The 24,709-nt window shown below is 71.4% G+C and carries 22 protein-coding genes and 1 pseudogene; 11 read left to right on the forward strand and 12 right to left on the reverse strand.

The annotated features are described in order from the left end of the window. Positions 1-3 precede the first annotated feature (3 nt). Positions 4-396 (reverse strand): gamma-butyrobetaine hydroxylase family protein, encoded by a 393-nt coding sequence (locus tag FF100_RS08395; protein ID WP_425463295.1) that lies wholly within the window; start codon positions 394-396, stop codon positions 4-6. A 108-nt stretch (positions 397-504) separates the two neighbouring features. On the opposite strand from FF100_RS08395, the gene moaA reads away from it, so the two are divergent. Then, entirely contained in the window at positions 505-1,554 is a 1,050-nt protein-coding gene (moaA, locus tag FF100_RS08400) for a GTP 3',8-cyclase MoaA (protein ID WP_139035105.1), read from the forward strand. Positions 1,555-1,648: 94 nt separating this feature from the next. Here the strand turns inward: moaA and FF100_RS08405 are convergent, their stop codons facing one another. Next, positions 1,649-3,376 carry a methyl-accepting chemotaxis domain-containing protein gene (locus tag FF100_RS08405; RefSeq protein ID WP_139035106.1) on the reverse strand — a complete coding sequence of 576 codons (1,728 nt, stop codon included), beginning with the start codon at positions 3,374-3,376 and terminating at the stop codon, positions 1,649-1,651. Positions 3,377-3,551: 175 nt separating this feature from the next. Here FF100_RS08405 and FF100_RS08410 point away from each other — a divergent pair, with 175 nt between their 5' ends. Both FF100_RS08410 and FF100_RS08415 read left to right on the forward strand, forming a co-directional pair. Continuing rightward, positions 3,552-4,337, forward strand: coding sequence for an ABC transporter substrate-binding protein (locus tag FF100_RS08410; protein ID WP_139035107.1), 786 nt, complete (start codon positions 3,552-3,554; stop codon positions 4,335-4,337). 123 nt (positions 4,338-4,460) lie between these two features. Then, positions 4,461-5,327: an NAD(P)-dependent oxidoreductase gene (locus FF100_RS08415; RefSeq protein ID WP_139035108.1), complete on the forward strand. Its 867-nt coding sequence runs from the start codon at positions 4,461-4,463 to the stop codon at positions 5,325-5,327. Between the two features lie 130 nt (positions 5,328-5,457). On the opposite strand, the gene glpK is transcribed toward FF100_RS08415, so the two are convergent. From glpK to FF100_RS08460, 9 genes are all read right to left on the reverse strand, one after another. After that, positions 5,458-6,951, reverse strand: coding sequence for a glycerol kinase GlpK (gene glpK / locus FF100_RS08420; protein WP_139035109.1), 1,494 nt, complete (start codon positions 6,949-6,951; stop codon positions 5,458-5,460). Positions 6,952-7,098: 147 nt separating this feature from the next. Then, positions 7,099-8,844, reverse strand: a complete 1,746-nt coding sequence (locus FF100_RS08425; RefSeq protein WP_139035110.1) for an ABC transporter substrate-binding protein — start codon at positions 8,842-8,844, stop codon at positions 7,099-7,101. A 74-nt stretch (positions 8,845-8,918) separates the two neighbouring features. Next, a complete protein-coding gene (locus tag FF100_RS08430; protein WP_139035111.1) occupies positions 8,919-9,215 on the reverse strand; it encodes a DUF2160 domain-containing protein in 297 nt (98 codons plus the stop codon). A 14-nt stretch (positions 9,216-9,229) separates the two neighbouring features. Continuing rightward, the gene (locus FF100_RS08435) at positions 9,230-10,027 is read right to left on the reverse strand and encodes a carbohydrate ABC transporter permease (protein ID WP_048433526.1); all 798 of its coding nucleotides are present in this window, start codon (positions 10,025-10,027) and stop codon (positions 9,230-9,232) included. Continuing rightward, the gene (locus FF100_RS08440; RefSeq protein WP_139035112.1) at positions 10,027-10,998 is read right to left on the reverse strand and encodes a carbohydrate ABC transporter permease; all 972 of its coding nucleotides are present in this window, start codon (positions 10,996-10,998) and stop codon (positions 10,027-10,029) included. Before FF100_RS08440 ends, FF100_RS08435 begins: the two co-directional genes overlap by 1 nt. Continuing rightward, the gene (locus FF100_RS08445; protein ID WP_139035113.1) at positions 10,995-12,080 is read right to left on the reverse strand and encodes an ABC transporter ATP-binding protein; all 1,086 of its coding nucleotides are present in this window, start codon (positions 12,078-12,080) and stop codon (positions 10,995-10,997) included. Before FF100_RS08445 ends, FF100_RS08440 begins: the two co-directional genes overlap by 4 nt. 16 nt (positions 12,081-12,096) lie before the next feature. After that, a complete protein-coding gene (locus FF100_RS08450; protein ID WP_139035114.1) occupies positions 12,097-13,182 on the reverse strand; it encodes an ABC transporter ATP-binding protein in 1,086 nt (361 codons plus the stop codon). Between the two features lie 23 nt (positions 13,183-13,205). Further along, positions 13,206-14,753, reverse strand: coding sequence for a glycerol-3-phosphate dehydrogenase (gene glpD, locus FF100_RS08455; RefSeq protein WP_139035115.1), 1,548 nt, complete (start codon positions 14,751-14,753; stop codon positions 13,206-13,208). A gap of 133 nt (positions 14,754-14,886) precedes the next feature. Next, entirely contained in the window at positions 14,887-15,696 is an 810-nt protein-coding gene (locus FF100_RS08460; protein WP_205824808.1) for a DeoR/GlpR family DNA-binding transcription regulator, read from the reverse strand. Between the two features lie 159 nt (positions 15,697-15,855). On the opposite strand from FF100_RS08460, the gene FF100_RS08465 reads away from it, so the two are divergent. Beyond that, positions 15,856-16,101: a type II toxin-antitoxin system ParD family antitoxin gene (locus FF100_RS08465; protein ID WP_139035116.1), complete on the forward strand. Its 246-nt coding sequence runs from the start codon at positions 15,856-15,858 to the stop codon at positions 16,099-16,101. Between the two features lie 66 nt (positions 16,102-16,167). Then, positions 16,168-16,392: pseudogene (locus tag FF100_RS08470) on the forward strand (type II toxin-antitoxin system RelE/ParE family toxin); the annotation flags it as partial. Between the two features lie 28 nt (positions 16,393-16,420). On the opposite strand, the gene FF100_RS08475 reads toward FF100_RS08470, so the two are convergent. Then, positions 16,421-17,500 carry an RHE_PE00001 family protein gene (locus FF100_RS08475; protein WP_139035117.1) on the reverse strand — a complete coding sequence of 360 codons (1,080 nt, stop codon included), beginning with the start codon at positions 17,498-17,500 and terminating at the stop codon, positions 16,421-16,423. Positions 17,501-17,732: 232 nt separating this feature from the next. On the opposite strand from FF100_RS08475, the gene FF100_RS08480 reads away from it, so the two are divergent. From FF100_RS08480 to FF100_RS08505, 6 genes are all read left to right on the forward strand, one after another. Further along, entirely contained in the window at positions 17,733-18,710 is a 978-nt protein-coding gene (locus FF100_RS08480; protein ID WP_342778987.1) for a glycosyltransferase family protein, read from the forward strand. Next, on the forward strand, positions 18,707-19,666 hold the full coding sequence (locus FF100_RS08485) for a glycosyltransferase family 2 protein (protein ID WP_139035118.1): 960 nt from the start codon (positions 18,707-18,709) through the stop codon (positions 19,664-19,666). Before FF100_RS08480 ends, FF100_RS08485 begins: the two co-directional genes overlap by 4 nt. A gap of 117 nt (positions 19,667-19,783) precedes the next feature. After that, positions 19,784-20,554 (forward strand): glycosyltransferase family 2 protein, encoded by a 771-nt coding sequence (locus FF100_RS08490; protein WP_139035119.1) that lies wholly within the window; start codon positions 19,784-19,786, stop codon positions 20,552-20,554. Next, a complete protein-coding gene (locus FF100_RS08495; protein ID WP_139035120.1) occupies positions 20,551-21,261 on the forward strand; it encodes a TVP38/TMEM64 family protein in 711 nt (236 codons plus the stop codon). The genes FF100_RS08490 and FF100_RS08495 overlap by 4 nt, the downstream gene beginning before the upstream one ends. After that, positions 21,258-22,646, forward strand: coding sequence for a DUF2142 domain-containing protein (locus FF100_RS08500; protein WP_139035121.1), 1,389 nt, complete (start codon positions 21,258-21,260; stop codon positions 22,644-22,646). Before FF100_RS08495 ends, FF100_RS08500 begins: the two co-directional genes overlap by 4 nt. 94 nt (positions 22,647-22,740) lie before the next feature. Next, the gene (locus tag FF100_RS08505; protein WP_139035122.1) at positions 22,741-24,507 is read left to right on the forward strand and encodes an ABC transporter ATP-binding protein; all 1,767 of its coding nucleotides are present in this window, start codon (positions 22,741-22,743) and stop codon (positions 24,505-24,507) included. Positions 24,508-24,709 lie beyond the last annotated feature (202 nt).

Here is a 24,709-nt window from a genome sequence, read left to right on the forward strand (position 1 = left end):
GGTTCAGCGCCGCCGTGCCGGCTCCCGGCTCAGATTCCGGGCCGCCAGCTCCTCCTCGTAGCGGGTGAATCGCATCGCCTGCTCCTCGCCGAGGCGGCGCAGGAAGTCGAAGGCGTAGATTCCGGTATCGTGCATGTCGTCGAAGGTCAGCTTGACGGCGTAGTTGCCGACCGGGGCCACCGACAGGATCTGGACCTCGCGCTTGCCCGGAAGCCATTTCCGCTCGGAGGGTGCGTGGCCCTGGACCTCGGCCGAGGGGCTCTCGACCCGCAGGTACTCCGCCGGCAGGGCATAGGCCGCGCCGCCGGCATAGGCGACGTGGAGCGTGCGCTTGTCGCGCGACAGCCGGATCTCGGTCGGCCAGTCCGCATCGTCGATCATGGAGGTGCCGGTCATGGGTGCGTCTCCCTGCGCCTGAAGGCACAACTTGCCCGTAATCCCTGAAGCGCTCATATGCAGGCTGACATTCGGCCGCCAGAGCCGCGTCCCGAGGAAGTTGAGCGCATGTGGGGTCCCCGTACCGACGATCCGATGCCGGCCTTGCCCGTGCCGGCCCGGCCGGCGCCGCTGATCGACCCGTTCCAGCGGGCGATCACCTACCTGCGCGTCTCGGTGACCGACCGCTGCGACCTGCGCTGCGTCTACTGCATGTCCGAGGACATGGCGTTCCTGCCCAAGCGCGACCTGCTCACGCTGGAGGAGCTGGACCGGGTCTGCTCGGTCTTCATCGCCCGCGGCGTGCGCAAGCTGCGCATCACCGGCGGCGAGCCGCTGGTGCGGCGGGACATCATGCGGCTGTTCCGCAACCTCTCGCGCCACCTCGAATCCGGGGCGCTGGAGGAGATGACGCTGACCACCAACGGCACGCGCCTGCGCCAGCACGCCGCCGAGCTGGCGGCTCTCGGCATGCGCCGGATCAACGTCTCGCTCGACACCCTCGACCCGCAGAAATTCCGGGCGATCACCCGGCGCGGCGACCTCGACACGGTGCTCGACGGCATCGCGGCGGCGCGCGAGGCCGGGATGAAGGTCAAGATCAACGCCGTGGCGCTCAAGGGCGTCAACGAGGACGAGATTCCGGCGATGCTCGACTGGGCCCACGGGCTCGGCATGGAGATGACGCTGATCGAGGTGATGCCGCTCGGCGACATCGAGCCCGACCGGGTCGACCAGTTCCTGCCGCTCTCGGTGGTGCGCGAGCGCCTGTCCGAGCGCTACACCCTCACCCCGCTCCCCGACCGCACCGGCGGGCCCGCCCGCTACGTGCGCCTGGAGGAGACCGGCGGGCGGCTCGGCTTCATCACGCCGCTCACCCACAATTTCTGCGAGAGCTGCAACCGGGTGCGCCTGACCTGCACCGGCCAGCTCTACATGTGCCTCGGCCAGGAGGACGCCGCCGACCTGCGGGCGGCGCTCCGCGCCTCCCCCGACGATGCCGTGGTGGCCGAGGCGATCCGGGAGGCGATCACCCGCAAGCCGAAGGGCCACGACTTCGTCATCGCCCGGGCCGCGAAGCCGGCGGTGCCGCGGCACATGAGCACGACGGGGGGGTGACCCCGGTTCATACCCCTCCCCACCCTTTCCCGGACGACGGCAGCGCCAGCGAAAGGAGATCCGGGAAAGGGGCGGGTGATTGCAATGATTATCGCTATATCCGGAACCCCATCCGCAGCGCCCCCCAGTGCCGGCCATGCACCCGGATCGGCGCCGCCACCTCGCGCAGGGGCGGGCGTCCGGCTTCGTCCTGCGGGCAGGCCTGGACCAGGAAGGCCCGGGTCGAGCGGGCGGCGGCGAGGCCGATGCGGTCGTCGTAGAGCCGGCGCTGGCGGGCGTGCAGGGCGTTCCAGGCCGGGTCGCCGGTCCGCGGCGCCTGGGCCTGGGCGCGGTTGTGGACCGGAGCGTAGCCGTTGCGGTCGACGGGAAAGCAGAAGGCGGTGCGCGGATCGGCCAGCAGCAGCGGCTCGAGGAGCGGCGGCAGGATGTCCTCCAGGGCCGGCACCGCGGCGGTGAGGTAATGCGGCGGCTCGATCCCGGCGACCGGGCGGTAGCTGGTGTCGAACAGGGCGTGGCGCGGGAGCCGGCCCTCGGCCAGGGCCTGCTCCAGGGCCGCCCCGACCGCCGCCGCACCGCCCTGCACGCTTGCGATCAGCGGCCGGTTCTCCTCCTCGACCACCACCAGGGCGTCGCGCATCCGCGATCCGGACGCCGGATCGACGAGGGCGCAATGCAGGCCGCGCGGGCTTGAGCCCACGACCTGCACCTGCAACCGCCCGATGCCGCGCACGTCGAGGGAGAGCCTGGCCCCGGCCGGGGCGCTGCAGCCTTCCGGCGGGGTCAGGAGCAGGCCGCCCCGGCTCAGGTCGAGCACCCGCCCGAGGCCCCAATTGCCGACCCGCACCGCGAGGTCGACGGGATAGCGGTCGTGGACCCGCCGGTCGCCGATCTCGGCCTGGCGCAAGGACGCGACCGTGCGCAGGGCGAGCCCGCCGGCGAGGCCCGCCACACCGGCGCCGACCGATTCGGCGGCCTCCATGCGCCGGGCGGCTTCGCCGGCCGCCGTCGCGGCGGCGGCGGCGTCCCGGCCGAACGCCTCGGTGGACTCCGCGAGGTCGCAGGCGTCGTCGGCGAGGTGCCGGGCGGCGACGGCCTGGGCCCCGGCCGCCGCGCCGGTGGTCGCGAAGGCCGGGCGCAGGCAGGCGAGGGAGGTCGCGACGCTGCCCATCGCCACCGCGCCGGGGCCGGAGAGGCGGCGGCTCAGGGCCCGCACCTCCTCGACCGCCCGGGTCGCATCGGCCGACAGGAGCTTGAATTCCTCCGCCATCCGCCAGAGCGCCTCGCCGCCGGTGCCGGCCCGCGCCGCCTCGACGGTGGCGTTGAGGGCGAGGCGGTTGGCCTGCCGGGCCAGGGTGGCGGCGGCCTCGACGACGCGGGCGGCGTCCTGCGCGGCGCCCGTCATCTCGGCCTCGAGCACGCGGCTCTGCGCGTCGGTGCGGTCGAGGTGGCGGCCGGCCTGGACCAGGACACCGGCGAGCCCCTCCGATTCGGTCGCGAGCGTCTCGGCGGAGACGCCGAGCGCCCGGCCGCGCACCCCTGCCTCGTCGGCGCGGCCGCCCAGGGCCTCGAGGCCGCGGGCGAGGGCGAGGGTGTCGGCGGCGACGGCGGCGGTCTCGGCGCAGCCGTCCCGGGCAGCGACCCCGACGGCGCGGGCGGCCCGCACCAGCTCCGCCTCGACCCGGTCGACGGCGTCGCGCCCGGCCCGGCCCGCATCTCGGTCGGGTCCCTCGACCACCGGAACCGCGACGGGGAGCGGCGGCAGGATCTCGACCGTATCGGCACGGTCGCGGGGCGGTTGGGGCGGGCGGAAGCTCAGACGCATGGCGAGATGAGACCGCGCCACGCTTAAAACCCGGTTAACCCTGACGCAAGGTTACCTCCGCCCGGCACTCGGGTACCGCATGGGACGACGCGCGAGTTGCGCCGGCAGGCGCGGCCGTGGCAGGGTCCGTCCACCGATCGCCGACTTCCCCCACCTCATGAGAGACCGCCGCCGGATGAGCCGCCTGCTCTCCCGCCTCCTGCTCCTGTCGCTGCTGGCCGCCGGGCCCGCCCTGGCCGAGGAGACTCCACCCTTCCCCCTCCCCTCGCCCGTGCGCATCGCCACCGAGGGCGGCCACCCGCCGTTCAACTACGTCGAGGACGGCAAGCCGGCGGGGTTCGAGGTCGAGCTGGCCCAGGCCCTGTGCGCCGAGGCCCGGCTCACCTGCACGATCGTGCTCCACCAGTGGGACGGCATCATCAAGGGCCTGGAGGCCGGCGAGTACGACGCCATCATGGCGGCGATGGCGATCACCCCGAAGCGGGCCGCCCGCATCGCCTTCACCAAGCCCTACCTGCGGATTCCCTTCGCCTACGTGGCGCGGCGCGATACCTCGCTGCCGAATCCCTCCCCCGCCACCCTGCGGGGGCGGCGGATCGGCGTGGCGGCGCACGGGCCGCAGGTCGCCTACCTGGAGCAGCGGGTGCCGGGCGCCGAGATCCGCACCTTCGACAGCCTCGCCGACGCGACCCTCGACCTCCGGGCGGGCCGGGTCGACCTCGTGCTGGGCGACAAGCTCGACCTCGCGAATTTCCTTGCCAAGCCCGAAGGCGAGGCCTGCTGCCGCCTCGTCGGCGACGTGCCGCCCGGCGAGCTGCTGCTCGGCGAAGGCGTCGGCATCGGCCTGCGCAAGAGTGACGGCGCGTTGCGCGCGGCCTTCGAGCGGGCGCTCGCCGCGCTGATCGCCGACGGGCGCTACGGCCGCATCCGGGCGAAGTTCATTCCGTTCGACACACAATGACGCCTCCTCCTCCACGAGCGAGATCGGCCGTGGAGGAGAGGCGAGCCCGTTTGACGGGCGCGGGGGCAGCTCACTACACCGGGGGCCGGCCGCCGCGGATAACGGCGTGGGAGGAGCGAGCGCATGGCTAAGGTCGCGTTTCTGGGTCTCGGCGTGATGGGGGGGCCGATGGCCCGTCACCTCGCCGCCAAGGGCCACGACGTCACGGTCTACAACCGCACCAAGGCCAAGGCCGATGCCTGGGTGAGCGCTCACGGCGGCAAGGCCGCGGCAACGCCGCGCGAGGCGGCCGAGGGCCAGGAGATCGTCTTCGCCTGCGTCGGCAACGACGACGACCTGCGCCAGGTCACGACCGGGCCGGACGGTGCCTTTGCGGCGATGGGCAAGGGAACGGTCTTCGTCGACCACACCACCGCCTCGGCGGAGGTGGCCCGCGAGCTGGCGGCCGCCGCAGGGCAGGCCGGGTTCGGCTTCATCGACGCGCCGGTCTCCGGCGGCCAGGCCGGCGCCGAGAACGGCGTGCTGACGGTCATGTGCGGCGGCGACGCGCAGACCTTCGCGCGGGTCGAGCCGGTGATCGGGGCCTACGCCCGCGCCTGCCGGCTGCTCGGCCCGGCCGGCGCCGGCCAGCTCGCCAAGATGATGAACCAGATCTGCATCGCCGGCCTGGTTCAGGGGCTGTCGGAGGCGGTGCATTTCGGCAAGCAGGCCGGGCTCGACATCGAGGCGGTGCTCGACGTGATCTCCAAGGGCGCCGCCGGCTCCTGGCAGATGGAGAACCGCGGCAAGACCATGAACGAGGGCAAGTTCGATTTCGGCTTCGCCGTCGACTGGATGCGCAAGGACCTGTCGATCGTCCTGTCGGAGGCCCGCCGCAACAAGGCCAAGCTGCCGGTGACGGCCCTGGTCGACCAGTTCTACGCCGAGGTGCAGAGCCTGGGCGGCGGGCGCTGGGACACGTCGAGCCTGATCGCGCGACTGGAGAAGTGAGACGCGCACGTCTCGAATCTCAAGACAACAAGATGATGCACCCTCCCCTCTCCCACACGGGAGAGGGGATCCCGCGTAATCTGGTTGTGGTTCAGCGGCAGCGGATTCCAGGCACCATCATTCTTCGCTGCTACCTCCCCACCAGGCAGCTCACCGCCTTGCGCCAGCCGGCGAGCCGGCGCTCGCGCAAGGTCGGCTCCATCGCCGGGGTGAAGCGGTGCTCCAGGCGCCAATGGTCGGCGAAGTGCTCGGGCTCGGGGTAGAGGCCGCAGGCAAGGCCGGCGAGATAGGCCGCCCCCAACGCCGTGGTTTCCTTCACCGCGGGCCGGTCGACCGGCGCGGCGAGGAGGTCGGCGAGGCGCTGCATCGTCCAGTCGGAGGCGACCATGCCGCCATCGACCCGCAAAACCGTGGCGCTGCCATCGGCATCCGACCAGTCGGCCCGCATGGCGTCGAGGAGGTCGGCGGTCTGGAAGCAGACGCTCTCGAGCGCCGCGCGGGCGAGCTCGGCCGGTCCCGTGCCGCGGGTGAGGCCGAACAGGGCGCCGCGGGCGTCGGGCTCCCAGTGCGGCGCGCCGAGGCCGACGAAGGCGGGCACCAGATAGACGTCCTGCGCCGGATCGGCCCGCTCGGCGAGCGCGCCCGTCTCGGCCGCCGAATCGATCACGCCGAGGCCGTCGCGCAGCCACTGCACCGCGGCACCGGCGACGAAGATCGAGCCCTCCAGCGCGTAGATGCGCCGGCCGTTGAGCTGGTAGGCGATGGTGGTGAGAAGCTTGTTCTTCGAGGCGACCGGCTGCGACCCGGTGTTGAGCAGGGCGAAGCACCCGGTGCCGTAGGTCGACTTGACCATGCCGGGCCGGAAGCAGGCCTGGCCGACCACCGCCGCCTGCTGGTCGCCGGCCACGCCCCGGATCGGGATCGACGTACCGAACAGCGCCGGATCGGTCTCGCCGAAATCGCCCGACGAATCGCGCACCTCCGGCAGCATCGAGGCCGGCACGCCGAGGAGCCGCATCAGCTCCTCGTCCCAGACGCCGCGATGGATGTCGAAGAGCAGGGTGCGCGAGGCGTTGGTGGCGTCGGTGACGTGGAGCCGGCCGCCGGTGAGGCGCCAGAGGAGATACGAATCGACGGTGCCGAAGGCGAGTTCGCCGGCCTCGGCCCGGGCGCGGGCGCCCGGCACGTTGTCGAGGATCCAGGCGATCTTGGTGCCGGAGAAATAGGGGTCGAGGATCAGGCCGGTCCTCGCCGTCACCAGCGGCTCGTGGCCCGCCTCCTTCAGCCGGGCGCAGATCCCGGCCGAGCGCCGGTCCTGCCAGACGATGGCGCGGTGCACCGCCTCGCCGGTGCGCTTGTCCCAGACCAGCGTCGTCTCGCGCTGGTTGGTGATGCCGATCGCCGCCACGTCCCGCGCCGTCACGCCGGCCTGCTGCATCGCCGCCCGGCAGGTCTCGAGCGTGGTGCGCCAGAGATCCTCCGGCTCGTGCTCGACCCAGCCCGAGGCCGGAAAGTGCTGCGGGAACTCGGCCTGGGCGAGGCCCGCGATCGAGGTGTCGGGCCGGAACAGAAGGGCGCGCGAGGAGGTGGTGCCCTGGTCGATGGCGAGGATGAGGGAGGACATCGTTTCGGGGCCCGTCAGAGAGGTCGCAGTTCCGTCGTGTCATAGGCCATGACGGTTCCCCCTCGCGACGAGCGCGGCGGTCGCCGCCATCATGCGGTTGATCCCGGAAAAGGAGAGCCGGGGCGCGCCGCCCCGGCTCCCTCGGCGTCAGCCGCGCTTTGGCGGCGAGGCCGGCCAGCTCTTGATCAGGGTGTCGTAGTCGATCGTCTCACCCTTCGGCTTCTCGTCGGCGAGCTTGCGCTGGGGGGCCAGCGTGCCGTCCTTCTTGGCCTGCTCGTACCAGTGCTCGGCCGAGGTCTTGGGGTTCAGCTTCGGGCCGCACTCGCCCTGCACCTTCGAGCGCTCCAGGCGCGCCATCACGTCGTCCTGGGCGTTGGCGAGGGCGTCCATCGCCGCCTGCGGGGTCTTGGCGCCCGAGGAGGCGTCGCCGATGTTCTGCCACCACAGCTGGGCGAGCTTGGGATAGTCCGGCACGTTCACGCCGGTCGGGGTCCACTGCACGCGGGCCGGCGAGCGATAGAACTCGACCAGGCCGCCGAGCTTCGGCGCCCGCTCGGTGAAGGACTTGTCCCAGATGTCGCTCTCACGGATGAAGGTGAGGCCGACATGGCTCTTCTTCAGGCTGACCGTCTTCGAGACGATGAACTGCTGGTAGAGCCAGGCCGCCTTGCGGCGCTCGAGGGGCGTCGACTTCAGGAGGGTGAGCGAGCCGGCATCCTGGTAGCCGAGCTTCATGCCCTCCTTCCAGTACGGGCCCTTGGGCGAGGGGGCCATGCGCCATTTCGGCGTGCCGTCCTGGTTCATCACCGGGAGACCGGGCTTGACCATGTCGGCGGTGAAGGCGGTGTACCAGAACATCTGCTGGGCGACGTTGCCCTGCGACGGGACCGGGCCCGATTCCGAGAAGGTCATGCCGGCGGCCTGCGGCGGGGCGAACTTCTTCAGCCACTCGACGTACTTGGTGACCGAGTAGACCGCCGCCGGGCCGTTGGTGTCGCCGCCGCGCTCGATCGAGGAGCCGACCGGGCGGCAGCCCTCCATGCGGATGCCCCATTCATCGACCGGCTTGCCGTTCGGGATGCCCTTGTCGCCGTTGCCGGCCATCGACAGCCACGCATCGGTGAAGCGCCAGCCGAGGGACGGGTCCTTCTTGCCGTAGTCCATGTGGCCGTAGACCTTGACGCCATCGACTTCCTTCACGTCGTTGGTGAAGAAATCGGCGATGTCCTCGTAGGCCGACCAGTTGACCGGCACGCCGAGCTCGTAGCCGTACTTGGCCTTGAACTTCTGCTTGAAGTCGGGACGGGTGAACCAGTCGTAGCGGAACCAGTACAGGTTGGCGAATTGCTGGTCGGGCAGCTGGTAGAGCTTGCCGTCCGGGCCGGTGCCGAAGGACTTGCCGATGAAGTCGGCGAGGTCGAGGGTCGGCGAGGTGACGTCCTTGCCCTCACCCTGCATGAAGTCCGACAGGGCGACGGTCTGGCCGTAGCGGAAATGGGTGCCGACGAGGTCGGAATCGTTGATCCAGCCGTCGTAGATGTTCTTGCCCGACTGCATCTGGGTCTGGATCTTCTCGACCACGTCGCCCTCCTGCAGGAGGTCGTGGCGGAGCTTGATCCCGGTGATTTCCGAGAAGGCCTTGGCGAGGGTCCGGGCCTCGTATTCGTGCGTGGTGATGGTCTCGGAGACGAAGTTGATCTCCATGCCGGCGAAGGGCTTCGCCGCATCGACGAACCACTGCATCTCCTTGAGCTGCTCCTCCTTCGACAGGGTCGAGGGCTGGAACTCGCTGTCGACCCAGCGCTTGGCCTCCTCCATGCCGGCGAAGGCGTGGCCGGCGGCGAGGCAGAGCGTAACCGCGCTCGCGGCGGTGAGCAGACGATGGCGTTTCATCCTGGTCTTCCTCCCTTTGGTGGTATCGGAACCCGCCTGATGCCGGCTCGGGCCGGACGTGGCGGCGGGGCCTCTCAAGCGAAGCGGAACATCACCGCCCCGTAAACGAGCGAGAGCGCGAGCGCCCATTCCAGGCTCGGGCCGACGAGGCCGAGCCAGGCGAGATTGATGAAGGCGGCACCGACCAAGGTCAGGAACAGCCGGTCGCCGCGGGTCGTCGGGATGCGCAGGATCCCGACCTGCTCGGTCTCCGGGCGCCACACGGCGAGCGCGGTCATCAGGGCGAGCAGGCCGGCGATGACCACGAAGAAGATCGCGGTCTGCCAGGTCCAGGCCATCCAGGCGAAATCGGGCCAAGAAAACGCAGGCATGGGATGTCTCCCGGTCAGACGCGGCCGAGGGCGAAGCCCTTGGCGATGTAGTTGCGCACGAACCAGATCACGAGGGCGCCCGGCACGATGGTGAGGACACCGGCGGCGGCCAAGAGGCCCCAATCCATGCCGGCGGCCGAGACCGTGCGGGTCATGGTGGCGGCGATGGGCTTGGCGTCGACCGAGGTCAGGGTGCGGGCGAGCAGCAGCTCGACCCAGCTGAACATGAAGCAGAAGAAGGCGGCGACGCCGATGCCCGACGCGATCAGCGGCATGAAGATCTTCACGAAGAAGCGCGGGAAGGAATAGCCGTCGATCGCCGCGGTCTCGTCGATCTCGCGCGGCACGCCGGACATGAAGCCTTCGAGAATCCACACCGCCAGCGGCACGTTGAACAGGCAGTGGGCGAGCGCCACGGCCCAGGGCGTGTCGAACAGGCCGACCGCCGAGTACAGGTTGAAGAAGGGCAGCGCGAACACCGCCGGCGGCGCCATCCGGTTCGACAGGAGCCAGAAGAACAGGTGCTTGTCGCCGATGAAGCTGTAGCGCGAGAACGCGTAGGCCGCCGGCAGCGCCAGCCCGATCGACAAGACCGTGTTGATCGCCACGTAGGACAGCGAATTCAGGTAGCCGCCGTACCAGCTCGGATCGGTGAAGATCCGGATGTAGTTGTCGAACGTGATGGCATGAGGCCAGAGCGTCATGCTGGTGTTGATCTCCTGGTTGGTCTTCAGGCTCATGTTCACGAGCCAGTAGATCGGGACCATCAGGAACAGCAGGTAGAGCGTCATCACGACGTGGCGCGGGCGCATCAGGCGGCCCTCCGGTCGAGCGGGATGGTGGTGGCCTGGGGCAGGCTGGCGGTGGCCGTGTCGGCCGGGTCGCTGTCGGCCAGCACCGTGCGGTTGCCGGCATCGACGTTGGTCATCACGGTGTAGAACACCCAGCACACGCTCAGGATGATCAGGTTGTAGACCAGCGACATCGCCGCCGCCCGGCCGAGATCGAACTGACCGAGCGCCAGCTTGACGAGGTCGATCGACAGGAAGGTCGTGGCGTTGCCGGGCCCGCCGCCGGTGAGCACGAAGGGCTCGGTGTAGATCATGAACGAGTCCATGAACCGCAGCAGCACGGCGATCAGCAGGACCCGGCGCATCTTCGGCAGCTGGATGGTGCGGAAGATCGCCCATTGGCTCGCCCCGTCGATGCGGGCGGCCTGGTAATAGGCATCGGGGATCGACTTCAGACCCGCATAGCACAGGAGCGCGACGAGGCTGGTCCAGTGCCAGACGTCCATGGTCACGATGGTGACCCAGGCGGCGAGCGCGGAGCCGGCGTAATTGTAGTCGATGCCGATCCGGTTGAGGAACGAGCCGAGCAGGCCGATATCGGTGCGGGCGAAGACCTGCCAGATCGTGCCGACGACGTTCCACGGAATCAGCAGCGGCAGCGCCATCAGCACGAGGCAGAAGGCGACCGAGCGGCCTTCCCGCGGCATCGACAGCGCCACCGCGATGCCGAGCGGCACCTCGATCGCCAGGATGATCGCGGAGAACAGGAGGTTGCGCCACAGCGAATCGAAGAAGCGCTCGCCGAACTGGCTCGACGGGTCGAGCAGCTCCTGGAACCAGCCGAGGCCGTTCCAGAAGAACTGGTTGTTCCCGAACGTGTCCTGGACCGAGTAGTTGACCACCGTCATCAGCGGCAGCACCGCCGAGAAGGCGACGACGGCGAAGACCGGCAGGACGAGGAGCCAGGCCTTCTGGTTGACGGTCTTGGTCATGCGGCCTCCCCGGGCACCAGGGCGCCGTCGGCGTAGATGTGGATCTGGCGCGGATCGAGGGTCAGCGCCGCGTCGGTTCCATCGAGGCTCTGGCCCTCCGCCACCGTGGCGACGAGGGGCCGGCCACCCAATTCGACCCGGGCGAGGCGCTGGCGGCCGATATCGTCGATGCGCTTGACCTGGACGGGGAGGCCGAGGCCCTTCGGCGCCAGGTGCACGTATTCGGGCCGGACACCCAGTTCGATGCGCTTGCCCTCCGGCAGGTCCGGATAGTGCCGGGCGAGCGGGATGGCGTGGCCCTCGATGGTCGCGGTCGCGCCCTGCACGTGCGCCGGCAGCAGGTTCATGCCCGGCGAGCCGATGAAGTGGCCGACGAAGGTGTGGGCCGGGCGCTCGAACAACTCGTCCGGCGTGCCGGTCTGCACCACCGCGCCGTCATGCATCACCACCACCGTGTCGGCGAAGGTCAGCGCCTCGGTCTGGTCGTGGGTGACGTAGATCATCGTCAGGTCGAGCTTGCGGTGCAGCTCCTTGAGGGTCGAGCGCAGCTGCCATTTCAGGTGCGGGTCGATGACGGTGAGCGGCTCGTCGAACAGGATCGCCGCCACGTCCGGGCGCACGAGGCCCCGGCCGAGCGAGATCTTCTGCTTCATGTCCGCCGTCAGGTTGTTGGCGCGGCGGTCGAGGACCCGGGTGAGATCGAGGAGCCCGGCGATCTCCTCCACCCGCGACCGGATGGTGGCGGGGGCGACGCGGCGGTTCTTGAGCGGGAAGGCCAGGTTCTCCCGCACCGTCATGGTGTCGTAGACGACCGGGAACTGGAACACCTGGGCGATGTTGCGCCCCTCGGTCGGCACCGTGGTGACGTCGCGGTCGTCGAACAGGATGCGGCCGCGGGTCGGGACCACCAGACCCGAGATGATGTTGAGCAAGGTGGACTTGCCGCAGCCCGACGGCCCGAGCAGCGCGTAGGCGCCGCCCTGGCGCCAGACGTGGTCGATCTCCTTCAGCGCGTAGTCCTGCGGGCCTTGCGGGTCCGGGCCGTAGGCGTGGGCGAGATGGTCGAGGGTGATGCGGGCCATGGATCCCCTCCGTGTCCTAAGCGGCCGCCGGCAGGTCGAGGGCGGCGGTGCGGCCGCTCTCGTCGAAGACCAGGGCGTGGCGGGGGTCGAGATAGGCGGTGACGCCTGCGCCGGGCTCGAGCCGGCGCACGCCGGGGACGAGGGCGATCAGGCGGCTCTCGCCGGCATCGACGTGAACGTAGCTCTCCGAGCCGGTGATCTCGGCGACCGAGACGGTGGCGGGCAAAGCGATCGCGTCGCCCGGCAGCGGGTCGAGGGCGAGGTGGTGGGCGCGAAAGCCGATCGTGTAGGTCGCGTCCGGGATGGTCGCTAGCGTGCCGGACGCCCGCACCTGGCCGCCGGTCGGCAGGGTGACCCGGCCGCCGGCCTTCGTCACGCTGAGCGTATTGAGCGGCGGGTCGGAGAAGACCTTCGCGGTGATCAGGTCGTGGGGCCGGCGGTAGACGTCCGGCGTCGGGCCGACCTGGGTCACCCGGCCCTGGTGCAGGGTGGCGGTGCGCCCGCCGAGCATCAAGGCCTCGGCCGGCTCGGTGGTGGCGTAGACGAAGATCGCGCCCGTCGCGGCAAAGATCCGCGGCAGCTCTTCCCGCAATTCCTCGCGCAGCTTGTAATCGAGGTTCGCCAGCGGCTCGTCCATCAGCACGAGGTCGGCGCGCTTGCAGAGCGCCCGGGCGATGGCGGTGCGCTGCTGCTGGCCGCCCGAGAGCTCGAGCGGCTTGCGCTTGAGGTAGGGTGTGAGCCTGAGAAGCCCCGCGGCCTCCTGCACCCGCGCCTCGATCTCACCTTTCGCTACACCGGCGACCCGCATCGGCGAGGCGATGTTCTCGTACACCGACAGCGACGGGTAGTTGATGAACTGCTGGTAGACCATCGCGACGTTGCGGCGTTGCACCGGCAAGCCGGTCACGTCCTTTCCGTCGGCGATGATCCGGCCCTCGCTCGGCGCCTCAAGCCCGGCCATCAGGCGCATCAGCGTGGTCTTGCCGGCCAAGGTCTGGCCGAGCAGCACGTTGAGCGAGCCCTTGGGCAGGGCGAGGCTGACGTCGCGGATATGCGTCTCGGGCCCGACCCGCTTGGTGACGTTCTCCAGGATCAGGGTCATGGCGCCCTCCCGTCTCTTCTTGTTCAGGCCGCGTTGGGGGCGGCGGCAGTGCGGCGCATGTAATCGTCGAGGGCGGCGGCCTCGGCGGGCGTGACCCTAAGGCCGAGCTTCGAGCGGCGCCAGAGCACGTCGTCGGCGTCCATGGCCCATTCGCGGCGCATCAGGTGGCTCACCTCGCGCTCGGTCAGGTCGGCGCCGAACACCCGGCCGAGATCGGCCATGGCGCGGGCGCCGCTCAGGATGTCCTTCGCGTCGGTGCCGTAGGCCCGCACCAGCCGGGCGACCAGCGCCTCCGGCACGCCCGGATGCTGGCGCGCGAGCCCGGCCACGACCTCGTCGTAGCTTTCCTTCGGGAAATGGCCGCCCGGCAGGACGGCGCCCGCGGTCCAGGGGCTTTGGCGGGCCGCCGGCAGGTGATCCTTCAGGCGCTCCAGCGCCGATTCGGCAAGGCGGCGATAGGTGGTGATCTTGCCGCCGAACACCGAGAGCATCGCCGGCTGGCCGTCCGGCGCGTCGAGGGTCAGGACGTAGTCGCGGGTGGCCTCCTGGGCCTTCGAGGCGCCGTCGTCGTAGAGCGGGCGCACGCCGGAATAGGTCCACACCACCTCGTCGCGGGTGACCGGATCGCGGAAATACTCGCTCGCGGCGGCGCAGAGGTAGGTGATCTCCTCCTCGCTCGCCTGCACGTCGGCGGGGTCGCCCTTGTAGTCGCGGTCGGTGGTGCCGATCAGCGTGAAGTCGCGCTCGTAGGGAATCGCGAAGATGATGCGCTGGTCGGCGTTCTGGAAGATGTAGGCGCGGTCGTGCTGGAACAGGCGCCGCACCACGATGTGGCTGCCCTGGACCAGCCGCACGCCCTCGGACGAGTTCGCCCGCGCCACGCCGGTGAGCACGTTGGCGACCCAGGGGCCGGCGGCGTTGACGAGGGTGCGGGCCCGCACGGTGTCGCGGGCGCCGGTCTGGCGGTCCTCGACCGTCAGTTCCCACAGGCCGTCGGTGCGGGCCGCGGTGACGACCCGGGTGCGCGGGCGGATCACCGCGCCGCGCTCGGCGGCGTCGCGGGCGTTCAGCACCACGAGGCGCGAATCCTCGACCCAGCAATCCGAATACTCGAACGCCCGGCGAAAGCCGGGTTTCAGCGGCGCGCCGGCGGGGTCGCGGGTGAGGTCGAGGGTGCGGGTGCCGGGCAGGCGCTTGCGGCCGCCGAGGTTGTCGTAGAGCAGGAGCCCGAGGCGCAGGAGCCAGCCGGGCCTGAGGCCGGAATGGTGCGGCAGCACGAAGCGCAACGGCCAGACGATGTGGGGCGCCATGCCCCACAACACCTCGCGCTCCATCAGGGCCTCGCGGACCAGGCGGAACTCGTAATGTTCGAGGTAGCGCAGGCCGCCGTGGATCAGCTTGGTCGAGGTCGAGGAGGTACCGCTGGCAAGGTCGTTCTGCTCGAACAGCACCACCGAGGCGCCGCGGCCGACCGCATCGCGGGCGATGCCGCAGCCATTGATGCCGCCGCCGATCACCGCGAGGTCGAACACCCCGCGCTCGTCGCCGGGCTGCTGGCGCCTGGGGGCCAAAGCCACCTCCCTGTCGAAGCCTTTCGGCTCTTTCGTTTGCATCCTGCCGCGAATCTAGCTGCGGCGAAGGGCTGACGCAAGCGAAACCGAAAACGGGAAGGCGCGAACGAAAGTCGAAGATTTTCGGTTTCAGCTACTCGGCGGCGTCGGAGGTCTCGTGCGCGCCCAGTCCGGCCTCGACCAGCTCGACGCGGTTCACCGCGCACATCTCCCGCAGGGCCGCCGAGGGCATCGCGTCGGTGACGAAGTAGTCGAGTTCGCGCAGGTGGCCGACCCGGATCGGCGCCGAACGGTCGAGCTTCAGCTTGTCGGCGACCAGAATCACCCGGCGGGCATTCTCGATGATGGCGCGGGCGACCCGCACCTCGCGGTAGTCGAAATCGAGCAGCGTCCCGTCCTCGTCGATCGCCGAGGCACCGATCACCGCATAATCGACCTTGAACTGGTTGATGAAATCGACCGCCGCCGAACCGATCACCGCCCCGTCGGCCCGCCTCACCGGCCCGCCGGCGACGATCAGGCTCATCTTCGGGTGGCGGTAGAGCAGGGTTGCCACGTTGAGGTTGTTGGTGATGACGAGCAGGTCCTCGTGGTCGCCGAGGGCACGGGCCACCTCCTCGGTGGTGGTGCCGATATTGATGAACAGCGAGGCGCTGTTGGGGATCAGCCGTGCCGCCGCCTCGCCGATCGCCCGCTTCTCGCCGTGGGCGACGAGGCGGCGCGCCTCGTAGGACACGTTCTCGACGCCCGACGCCACCACGGCGCCGCCATGGATGCGCGACAGGAGCCGGCTGTCGCACAATTCGTTCAGGTCCTTGCGGATCGTCTGCGGCGTCACCTCGAACCGCGCCGCCAGCTCCTCGACGCTGACCCGCCCGTGCAGGCGGGCGAGAGCGAGGATGTCCTGCTGGCGTTGGGAAACCTGGTCGATCACGACGCGCATGCCTGTTCTTGCCCGCGCGAGGCCGCGGGGACGGGCATTGTCGGGGCAAGCGGGGGCAGGCGCAATCGGGGGTGGGGGGGATGGTGCGAGCGCGCGCAGGACCAAGCCACCCACTGGTCGGGTACCAAATTTTGGTATATGGCGCCGGCGGAGGTCGCTATGGCTCGCAACACGTCGGTTTCGCTCGGTGAGCACTTCACGCAATTCATCGATCGGCAGGTCGAAGGCGGTCGATACGGCTCAGCCAGTGATGTCGTCCGCGCCGGATTGCGCCTTCTCGAAGAGCGGGAGGCGAAGCTCGAAGCCTTGCGATCCGCTCTGATCGAGGGTGAAGCCAGCGGTGACGTCCAGGATTTCGACACCGACACGTTCCTGGCATCCATGCGCCGCTCCGGCGGGCAATAAGTGCGCATTCGCCTTTCCGCTGCCGCTCGCCGCGACTTATCCGGCATCTGAACCTATTCGGCCGAGCGCTGGGACGAAGCGCAGGCTGACCGCTATGTTCAGACCATCGCAGATGGTTTCGACCGCTTGGCCAGCGGCACGGCGCGAGGCCGCAGGGTCGACGATGTCCGCCCTGGATACGTCAAGCTCGTGGTTGGTTCACACGTCATCTTCTATCGAAGCCGTACCGGCGACGTGATCGAGATCGTGCGTATCCTGCATCAGCGGATGGATTTCGATCGCCATTTGTGAGGTGGCTGCGTCTCAAGCCGCAAATACCTCACACGATCCCCCACGCCCGGTACCGCCGCCGCTCCGTCAACTCCCGCGGCCGGGCGGATCCGAGCTCCGCCAGCATCCCCTCCACCGCCTGCGGGGTGACCGCGAGCGCCCGGGCGGCGCTCGCAACCGTCACGAGGGGCGTGGCGACGAACAGGTCGACGAGTTGCGGCAGCCGGGAGGTCCGGCGCTTGGCCGCGCAGGCGCGCAGCATCACCGTCCGGGCGAGCGTCAGGCGGTCGAGGTCGCGCCCGGCGGCGCGGGCCGAGGTCTCGACCACCCCGAGGAGGGCGACCAGCCGGTCGGCGAGCGGCAGCGCCCGCGACCAGCGCGCCCGGCTCTCGCGCAGGCCCAGCGACAGCGCCGGCAGATGGGCCTGGGCCTTGCCCCGGGACCGCAGCAGGGCCGCCGCCGCGAGGGGGCCGCGATGGCCCTGGCGCGGGGCCGGATCGAGCACCAGCCAGGCATCGAGGGCCACGGCGGCGGCGAGCACGGCCGGCAGATCGCGCGTGTCGTCGAGGACCCGCCGCCAGGTCGTGACCGGGCAACCCGCGACCGGATCCCCGGGCGCCGGGTGCGAGGCCGGCCCGCCCGCCTCGACGCGGGCGAGGGTGCGGCTGGTGCGCAGGAGCAGCCGGTCGATGGCCGCGAAGGCCGGGTCGGCCGCTTCCGCCAGCTCATACCGGTCCTCCTCGTCCTCGGGCTCGGGCGCCTCGGGTTCGGGCCCGGCCAGCAGCGACCAGCCGGCGGCGGAGAAGGCCCAGCCCGGGGCCGCGGCGGCGAGGCGGCGGCGGTCGGCGAGCACGGCGACGGCGCGCCCCAGCGCCAGGGTCGGGCGGCGCACGTCCATCGCCGCCTCGTGCAGCACCAGATCCTCCAGGGCGACGAGCTCGCCGTCGAGATGCAGGGCGGCCTGGGCGTCGAACAGGTGCGCCCGCGCCCGGACCCCGTCGGCCAGCACCGGCTCGGCCCGGGCGAGGCGTTCGTCGAGGCGGACCAGCGCGTCGGAGGCGGATTCCAGGGGGACGGCGAGGCGCCGCCATGCGGCGGGCGGATGGAGCGTGTCGAGATCGTAAACCATTGCGGCGGCACGATACGGAAACTCATCCTCAAGGGAAGAGCCGCTTCGCTTGGTTTATCCAGGATCCGCATAGTGGCCACAGGTCCGTCGATGCCGGCTTGACGTGGGCAAGAGTCCCACGTAGCCCGGATCACGGCCGATCGTCCTCCCGGCCGGACGGTGCCGCCACAATGTCGCTGCCCGGCCGGCGCATTGACCCGCCCCGACGGCCCACACTGCGACGAGGCCCCCCGTGACCCATCCCGACGCCGCGCCGGACGCGGGCGCGCGCCGGCCCTCGGCCGAGACATCCTGCGAGACGCCCCTGCCGCCCTCTCCCGCCCCCGCGCCAGTCGCCATCGGCATCACGGTGTTCCGGCCGACGCCGGAGCAGGTCGCGACCTTGCGCGCCCGGGTCGCGGCGGAGGCGCGTCCGACGATCGTGTTCGACAATGGCGGCCTGCCGGCGTCAGTCGCCGCCCACCTCACGGCATGCGGCGCCCGGGTCCTGTCGGCGGGCGACAATATCGGGGTCGGCGGCGCCCTCGACGCCATCGCCCGGGCGGCCACCGCGGCGGGAGCCGCACAGGTGCTGCTCCTCGACCAGGACGCCGTGTTCACGCCGGCCCAGGTCTCGGAGCTGGAAGCGGCGATGGCGCGCCTGCGGGCCCTGAGCCAGCCTCCGGCCGTGGTCGGCCCCCGGCCGGAGGCGGCGCCCGGCCGCAAGGCGCCGGCCTATCCGCGTCGGCCGGAGATCCCGGATTTCGGCTCCCTCGTACCGGTGGCGTTCCTGGCCACCTCCGGCTCGCTCATCGACCTTCAGGCCTATGCCCGCATCGGCCCGTTCCGGAGCGACTTCTTCATCGACGGCGTCGACCTCGAATGGTGCTTCCGCGCCTGGGCGAAGGGCTATGGCTGCTGGATGGAGACGCGGACCGCCCTCCCCCACCATGTCGGGGGCGGGGTGATCCGCTGGCAGCTGCTCGGCATCGAGATGCCGCGCCAGCCGCCCTTCCGGATGGCGGCCTACCTGCGCAACAGCGTCTATGCCTGGCGGCTGCCGCACGTGCCCCGGGCCTGGCGTCTCCGCCAGGCTGCCTACCTGCCGCTCCAGGCCCTGCTCTACTGGGCCGATTCCGGCTATCGCCCCCGCGTGCTCGCCCAGCTCGCCGGCGCCGTGCTCGACGGCCTGCGCGGCCGGCTCGGGCGGCCGAAAGGATTGCCGCGATGACCGACACCTCCCCCGCCCTCGACGTGGTGATCGTCAACTGGAACGGCGGCGCCCTGCTGCGGGCCTGCCTCGCCAGCCTGGCGGCGGCGGAAGACCGCCTCGGCGAAACCTTGAGCGTGCGGGTCGTCGTGGTCGACAACGCCTCGACCGACGGCTCGCTTGCGGAGCTTCCGCGCCTGCGACATGGCCCGGAGGTGATCGCCAACCCGGACAACCAGGGCTTCGGCCGGGCCTGCAATGCCGGCGCGGCGCGGGGGCAGGCTCCGGCGATCCTGTTCCTCAACCCCGACGCGCGGGTGACCGCCGCGAGCCTCGCCGGCGCCCATGCGGCGCTGATGGCGGATCCGGCCGCCGGCATCGTCGGGGCGCAGCTCCTCGACGAGGCCGGCGCGGTGCAGCGTTCCTGCGCCCGGCGGCCGAGTGCCGGCTCGCTCATCGGCCAGGCGCTGCTCCTCGACCGGGCGCGGCTGGTGCCCTCGCACTTCATGACCGAGTGGGACCACGCCGAGGACCGGGCGGTCGATCAGGTGATGGGCGCCTTCCTGATGATCCGCCGGTCGCTGTTTACGGATCTCGGCGGCTTCGACGCGCGCTTCTTCGTCTATTACGAGGATGTCGATCTCTGCGCCCGGGCCCAGGATGCGGGCTTCTCGGTGCGGCATCTGGCCGGCATCACCGTGCGGCACGAGGGCCAGGGCACGACGCGGGCGGCCAAGGCCCATCGCCTGGCCTGCTTTCTCGAGAGCCAGATCCGCTACGCCGCCAAGCATCACGGCCGGGCGACGGCGCTCGCCCTGGTGGCGACGGCCTTCGGCGCGCAGGTCCCCCTGCGCCTCGTCCAGGCGCTGGTGCGGCGCTCGGGCACCGAGGCCGGCGAGGTGCTGCGCGGGGCGGGCCTGCTCGCCCGGGCGCTGCCCGGCCTGTTGCGGACGATCGGCGCGCCGGCGCCGCGCTGACCGCCCTTCCCTACGGTTTTTCGGACACAGCCCGCGGCTCATCGCGCCTCCGGACAGTCCGGGGGCTGGCGACCTTGCGCAAGGTTGCCTAGAGGAGGAAAAAACCTCGGACTCTCCATGCTGCACGGGAAGAAGATCGCCGTCGTCCTGCCGGCCTACAATGCTGCGGCGACCCTACGGCGCACCTATGCCGAAATTCCCCTCGACGTCGTCGACGACGTCATCCTGGTCGACGATGCCAGCCGCGACGACACCGTGGCGGTGGCGGACGAGCTCGGCCTGACGACGATCCGGCACGCCCGCAATTGCGGCTACGGCGGCAACCAGAAGACCTGCTACCGCACGGCGCTCGCCCGCGGCGCCGATATCGTGGTGATGCTCCACCCCGACTACCAGTACGCGCCGCGCCTCGTCACCGCGATGGCCTCGATGATCGTCTCGGGCGAGTACGACGCGGTCTTGGCCTCGCGCATCCTCGGCAAGGGGGCGCTTGCCGGCGGCATGCCGCTCTACAAGTACGTCGCCAATCGGGGCCTCACCTTCGTGCAGAACCTGCTGATGGGCCAGAAGCTGTCGGAGTATCACAGCGGCTACCGCGCCTGGAGCCGCACGGTGCTGGAGGCTCTTCCCCTCGACAGCTGCTCGGACGACTTCGTGTTCGACAACCAGATGCTGGCCCAGGCGATGGACGCCGAGTTCCGCATCGGCGAGATCTCCTGCCCGACCCGCTACTTCCCCGAGGCCTCCTCGATCAACTTCCGCCGCAGCGTCGTCTACGGCCTCGGCGTGCTCAAGACCGCGCTCGTGTACCGGCTGCACCGCTGGGGCCTGCGGACCGACCCGCTCTTCGCCGCGCCCGCGGCGGGCGCCGTGCGGGTGCAGCCGTGAGGCGCCGCTTCGCCCTCGCCGCCGGCCTCGCGCTCCTCGCGGCCCTGCCCTTCGGGCTCGGCCTCGTCGCCCCCGGCACTCCGGCGGACATGATCGCCTGGCTCTCCGGCTTGTGCGAGCGCCAGGGCGCCGCCGGGCCGGCCCTGCTGGTCGCGGCCCAGACCCTGATCGCCGCGAGCGGCGTGCTGCCGGCCTCGCTGCTCGGCATCGCCGCCGGCACGCTGCTCGGTGCCGGCCCGGGCTTCGCCGCGGCCGCCGCCGGCACGATGGCGGGCGCGCTCCTGAGCTTCTGGATCGGCCGGGCCCTGCTGCGCGGGCGCCGGTCCGGTGCCCTGCCTGGCGGGCGCTGGGCCACCGCCCTCGACCGCTCGGTGGCGGCGGAGGGCTGGCGCCTCGTCGGCCTGATGCGGCTCTCGCCGGTGATGCCCTTCGCTCCGACGAGCTACGCGCTCAGCCTCAGCAGCGTGCGCCTCTCCGACTACCTCATCGGCACGCTGGCGGCCCTGCCGGCGCTGCTCGCCTACGTGATGCTGGGCGCGCTCGGGCGCACCGCGCTCGCCGGCGAGGCCGAGTGGCTGCGCGGCGGCGTCCTCGTGCTCGGCCTGGGCGCGACCCTGCTGCTGCTGCGCAAGCTGAAGCGGCTCGCCGGGACGCTCACCCCTGATGCGCCGACGCCCGCGGTGGCGCCCCGGGGCGAGCGTCCGTGACCGTCCGCGACGGGCCCCGGCCCTGGCTCGCCGCCTTCGCGCTCTTCGGCCTGCCGCTCTGCCTGATCCTGGCCTTCCTCGTGCCGCTCGGCGAGGTGGCGGACGAATCCGCCCATCTGCTGCGGACGGTGGCGCTCGGCGACGGCCAGATGGTCGGCCACCGCGAGACCGTGACCTATTCCGACGGCGTCGCCCGCCCGGCGGCCGGCGTCACCGTCGATCCGGCCTGGGAGGTCGTGAGCCGCAGCCGGCCGCCGGCGCCCGACATGATCCCGGTGCCGGACCCGATGCCGGCGCCCGGCCGTCCGGCCTTCCTGCCGCTCTACACCATCGGCACCTACTTCCCGGGCTTCTACGTCCCGGCGGCGCTCGGCATCGGTGCCGGCGAGGCCCTGGGCTCGAGCCATTCCACCGCGGCCCTCCTCGGGCGGCTCGCCAACGCGGCGGCCTACGGCGCCCTCGGGCTCGCGGCCCTGGCCCTGGCGCGGCGGGGCCGGGCGCTGCTGTTCGGGGTGCTGGTGCTGCCGATGAGCCTGTCGCTGGCGGCGTCCTTCAACCAGGACGCCCTGATGATCGCCGCCTGCGCGCTGGCCGCCGCGCTCCTCACCGACGATGCGGCCTGGCGCCGGCGCCTCGCCGCCCTCCTCGTCGCCCTGGTGGTGCTGGCCAAGCCGCCCTACGCGGCGATCGCCGCGATGCTGCTCGTGCCGCTGCCGCCGCGCTTCTGGGCGAATCCGATCGTCTGGCGCCGGGTCGCGGTCGCGGTGCTGGCGGTGCTGCCGGGCGCGCTCTGGATCGCCTATGCGACCGCCACGATCGCCACGCCGGTGCCGCGCCTCGCCTACGAGGCCGGCCCGCTCTGGCCCGGCCCGAGCCCGGCGCCGTTCCTCGGCACCGACACGGGCGCGCAGGTCCGGGTGCTCCTCGCCCATCCGAGCCTGATCCTCACCCTGCCGGCGCAGTGTCTGTTCGGCCTCAAGCGCGCCCTGACGCTCGCCCAAGGCGCCATCGGGACCTTCGGCTGGAACGACAGGCCGCTGCCGGCCGCCGTCTACGCCGCCTGGGGTGCGGGCCTCATCGCGCTCGTGCTCATGTGCCGGCGGGGCCTGCGGGTGCGCTGGGCCGACATGGCGCTGCTCGGCGTCGCGGCCCTCGTCACCGCCTGGCTCGTCGCCCTGTCGCAGTACCTGTCCTGGACCCATGTCGGCGAGGCGCGGATCGACGGTCCGCAGGGGCGCTATTTCCTGCCGCTGATCCCGATGTTCGTCCTCGCCGTGGTGCCGCGCCCGGCCGCGCCCGGGTTGCGCTGGGCCCTCGTCATCGGTACCGCGGTGGCGGCCCTCGACCTGGTGGTGGTGCCGCTCGCAACCGCGCGAATGTTCTGAGGCGGGGTGGGCAGCCCTTGCCGGGACAAGGGCTGGCCGGTTTTCACGCACCGGATGGGGCGCATGCCCCCTCCCCTCCCCCGACGAGCCCCCGATGCGCGCCCTGATCGACCTTCTCCGCGCCATGACCCCGCGCGAGCGCCGCCGCGCCGGGCTGATCGGGGCCGGGCTCGCCCTCGCGGCCCTGCTCGAGGTGGTCGGCGTCGCCTCGGTGGTGCCGTTCCTGACGCTGGTCGGCGATCCGGGGGCGGCCTCGCGCATCCCGGCGCTCGGCGCCCTCCGCGACGGGCTCGGGCTCGCCGACGACCGCAGCTTCCTGATCGTGGTCGGGCTCGGCGCGCTGCTCGCCATCCTCACCACCTCCTGCGTCAATGCCGGGCTCACCTACGCCCAGCTGCGCTTCAGCCACGCGGTCGGCTACGGCTTCGCCCGCCGGCTCTTGTTCCGCACCATCGACCGCGAGCGGCTGTTCTTCACCACGGCCAACAGCGCCGAACTCGCCAAGACGATCCTGAGCGAGACGGACCGCCTCGTCGTCGGCGTGCTGACGCCGGCCACCGTCATCGCCTCGCGGGCGAACTCGGCGCTCGCCGTGATCGCGTTCCTGCTCGTCGTCTCGCCGCGCCTGGCGCTGATCCTCGGCGCCGGCTTCGGCGGGCTCTATGTCGGCATCTTCCTGGTGGTGCGGGCGCGGCTCGCCCGCATCGGCGCTCGCGCCGTGGCCGGCAACGAGGCCCGGTTCCGGGTGGTGCACGAGACGATCGGCGGCCTCACCGAGCTCAAGCTCTACGGCCGGGCGCAAGGCTTCGCGCGCCGGTTCGAGGCCCCGGCCCGCGCCTACGCGCAGGCCAGCGCCGAGAGCCTGCTCACCGGCCAGTTGCCGCGCTTCGTCATCGAGGCGCTGGCCTTCGGCGGCGTCATCGTGGTGGTGCTGTTCGCCCTCTCGCAGGGGCTCGACACCGCCGGCATCCTGCCGCTGCTGGGCCTGTTCGCCTTCGCCGGCTACCGCATGCTGCCGGCGTTCCAGAACGTGTTCAACGCGCTCGCGCTGCTGCGCTTCTACCTGCCGGCGGTGCGGCTCGTCGTCGACGGGCTTCAGGGCGAGCGCCCGGCCGCCCCCCGCAGTCCCGAGCGGCTGCCGTTCCGGGACGCGATCCGCCTGGAGAACGTCGGCTTCGACTACGAGCCCGGCCGCCCGGCCCTCGACGGCATCACGCTGACGATCCCGGCCCACACCACAATCGGCCTCGTCGGCCGGACCGGTTCAGGGAAATCGACCCTGATCGGGCTGATCCTCGGCTTCCTCCAGCCCACGAGAGGCCGGATCGCGGTCGACGGCACGACCCTCGATCCCGCCACCCTGCCAGCCTGGCAGAACCGCATCGGCTACGTGCCGCAGGACATTTTCCTGATCGACGGCACCATCGCCGAGAACATCGCCTTCGGCCTCGACGCGATCGACGACGCAGGCGTGGAGCGGGCGGCGCGGCTCGCCGGCGCGCACGACTTCGTCGCCGCCCTGCCGGAGCGCTACGCCACCCGGGTCGGCGAGCGCGGCGCCCGGCTCTCCGGCGGCCAGCGCCAGCGCATCGGCATCGCCCGGGCGCTCTACCACGACCCCGACGTGATCGTGTTCGACGAAGCGACGTCCGCCCTCGACGACGAGACCGAGGGCGTGGTGATGCGGGCAGTGCAAGGGCTCTCCGGCACCCGCACGCTGATCATGATCGCCCACCGCCTGACCAGCCTCGCCGGGGCCGATACCGTGCACGTGCTGGAGGGGGGCAGGATCGTAGCCTCGGGCCCGCCGGAGCAGGTGCTGCCGCAGACGGCGCGGGCGGGGGAGCAGGATCAGGGGTAGGTGCGACTTCGCGCCAGGCCGCCACCGAAATCCGCCGGTGCCTCGGGTGCAGGCTCCGGGAGGGCAGTAGCGATCCGAGGCGACGGACGACCGTCCCGCCTTCACCGGCCCCTTGCCTCCAGCCGCGTCAGACAGGCGTCGAGCATGTCGGCCACCCCCTCGGCACAAGCCTCGACCGCCGGCCCGTCCAAGCTCAGCTCCG

The sequence above is a fragment of the Methylobacterium terricola genome (genome assembly GCF_006151805.1).
Lineage (GTDB): Bacteria > Pseudomonadota > Alphaproteobacteria > Rhizobiales > Beijerinckiaceae > Methylobacterium > Methylobacterium terricola.

What these genes read in the sequence shown, in the direction of transcription:
- FF100_RS08395 (WP_425463295.1), bottom strand. Translation starts at nt 396, where the DNA reads ATGACCGGCACCTCCATGATCGACGATGCGGACTGGCCGACCGAGATC.
- moaA (WP_139035105.1), top strand. Translation starts at nt 505, where the DNA reads ATGTGGGGTCCCCGTACCGACGATCCGATGCCGGCCTTGCCCGTGCCG.
- FF100_RS08405 (WP_139035106.1), bottom strand. Translation starts at nt 3,376, where the DNA reads ATGCGTCTGAGCTTCCGCCCGCCCCAACCGCCCCGCGACCGTGCCGAT.
- FF100_RS08410 (WP_139035107.1), top strand. Translation starts at nt 3,552, where the DNA reads ATGAGCCGCCTGCTCTCCCGCCTCCTGCTCCTGTCGCTGCTGGCCGCC.
- FF100_RS08415 (WP_139035108.1), top strand. Translation starts at nt 4,461, where the DNA reads ATGGCTAAGGTCGCGTTTCTGGGTCTCGGCGTGATGGGGGGGCCGATG.
- glpK (WP_139035109.1), bottom strand. Translation starts at nt 6,951, where the DNA reads ATGTCCTCCCTCATCCTCGCCATCGACCAGGGCACCACCTCCTCGCGC.
- FF100_RS08425 (WP_139035110.1), bottom strand. Translation starts at nt 8,844, where the DNA reads ATGAAACGCCATCGTCTGCTCACCGCCGCGAGCGCGGTTACGCTCTGC.
- FF100_RS08430 (WP_139035111.1), bottom strand. Translation starts at nt 9,215, where the DNA reads ATGCCTGCGTTTTCTTGGCCCGATTTCGCCTGGATGGCCTGGACCTGG.
- FF100_RS08435 (WP_048433526.1), bottom strand. Translation starts at nt 10,027, where the DNA reads ATGCGCCCGCGCCACGTCGTGATGACGCTCTACCTGCTGTTCCTGATG.
- FF100_RS08440 (WP_139035112.1), bottom strand. Translation starts at nt 10,998, where the DNA reads ATGACCAAGACCGTCAACCAGAAGGCCTGGCTCCTCGTCCTGCCGGTC.
- FF100_RS08445 (WP_139035113.1), bottom strand. Translation starts at nt 12,080, where the DNA reads ATGGCCCGCATCACCCTCGACCATCTCGCCCACGCCTACGGCCCGGAC.
- FF100_RS08450 (WP_139035114.1), bottom strand. Translation starts at nt 13,182, where the DNA reads ATGACCCTGATCCTGGAGAACGTCACCAAGCGGGTCGGGCCCGAGACG.
- FF100_RS08460 (WP_205824808.1), bottom strand. Translation starts at nt 15,696, where the DNA reads ATGCGCGTCGTGATCGACCAGGTTTCCCAACGCCAGCAGGACATCCTC.
- FF100_RS08465 (WP_139035116.1), top strand. Translation starts at nt 15,856, where the DNA reads ATGGCTCGCAACACGTCGGTTTCGCTCGGTGAGCACTTCACGCAATTC.
- FF100_RS08475 (WP_139035117.1), bottom strand. Translation starts at nt 17,500, where the DNA reads ATGGTTTACGATCTCGACACGCTCCATCCGCCCGCCGCATGGCGGCGC.
- FF100_RS08485 (WP_139035118.1), top strand. Translation starts at nt 18,707, where the DNA reads ATGACCGACACCTCCCCCGCCCTCGACGTGGTGATCGTCAACTGGAAC.
- FF100_RS08490 (WP_139035119.1), top strand. Translation starts at nt 19,784, where the DNA reads ATGCTGCACGGGAAGAAGATCGCCGTCGTCCTGCCGGCCTACAATGCT.
- FF100_RS08505 (WP_139035122.1), top strand. Translation starts at nt 22,741, where the DNA reads ATGCGCGCCCTGATCGACCTTCTCCGCGCCATGACCCCGCGCGAGCGC.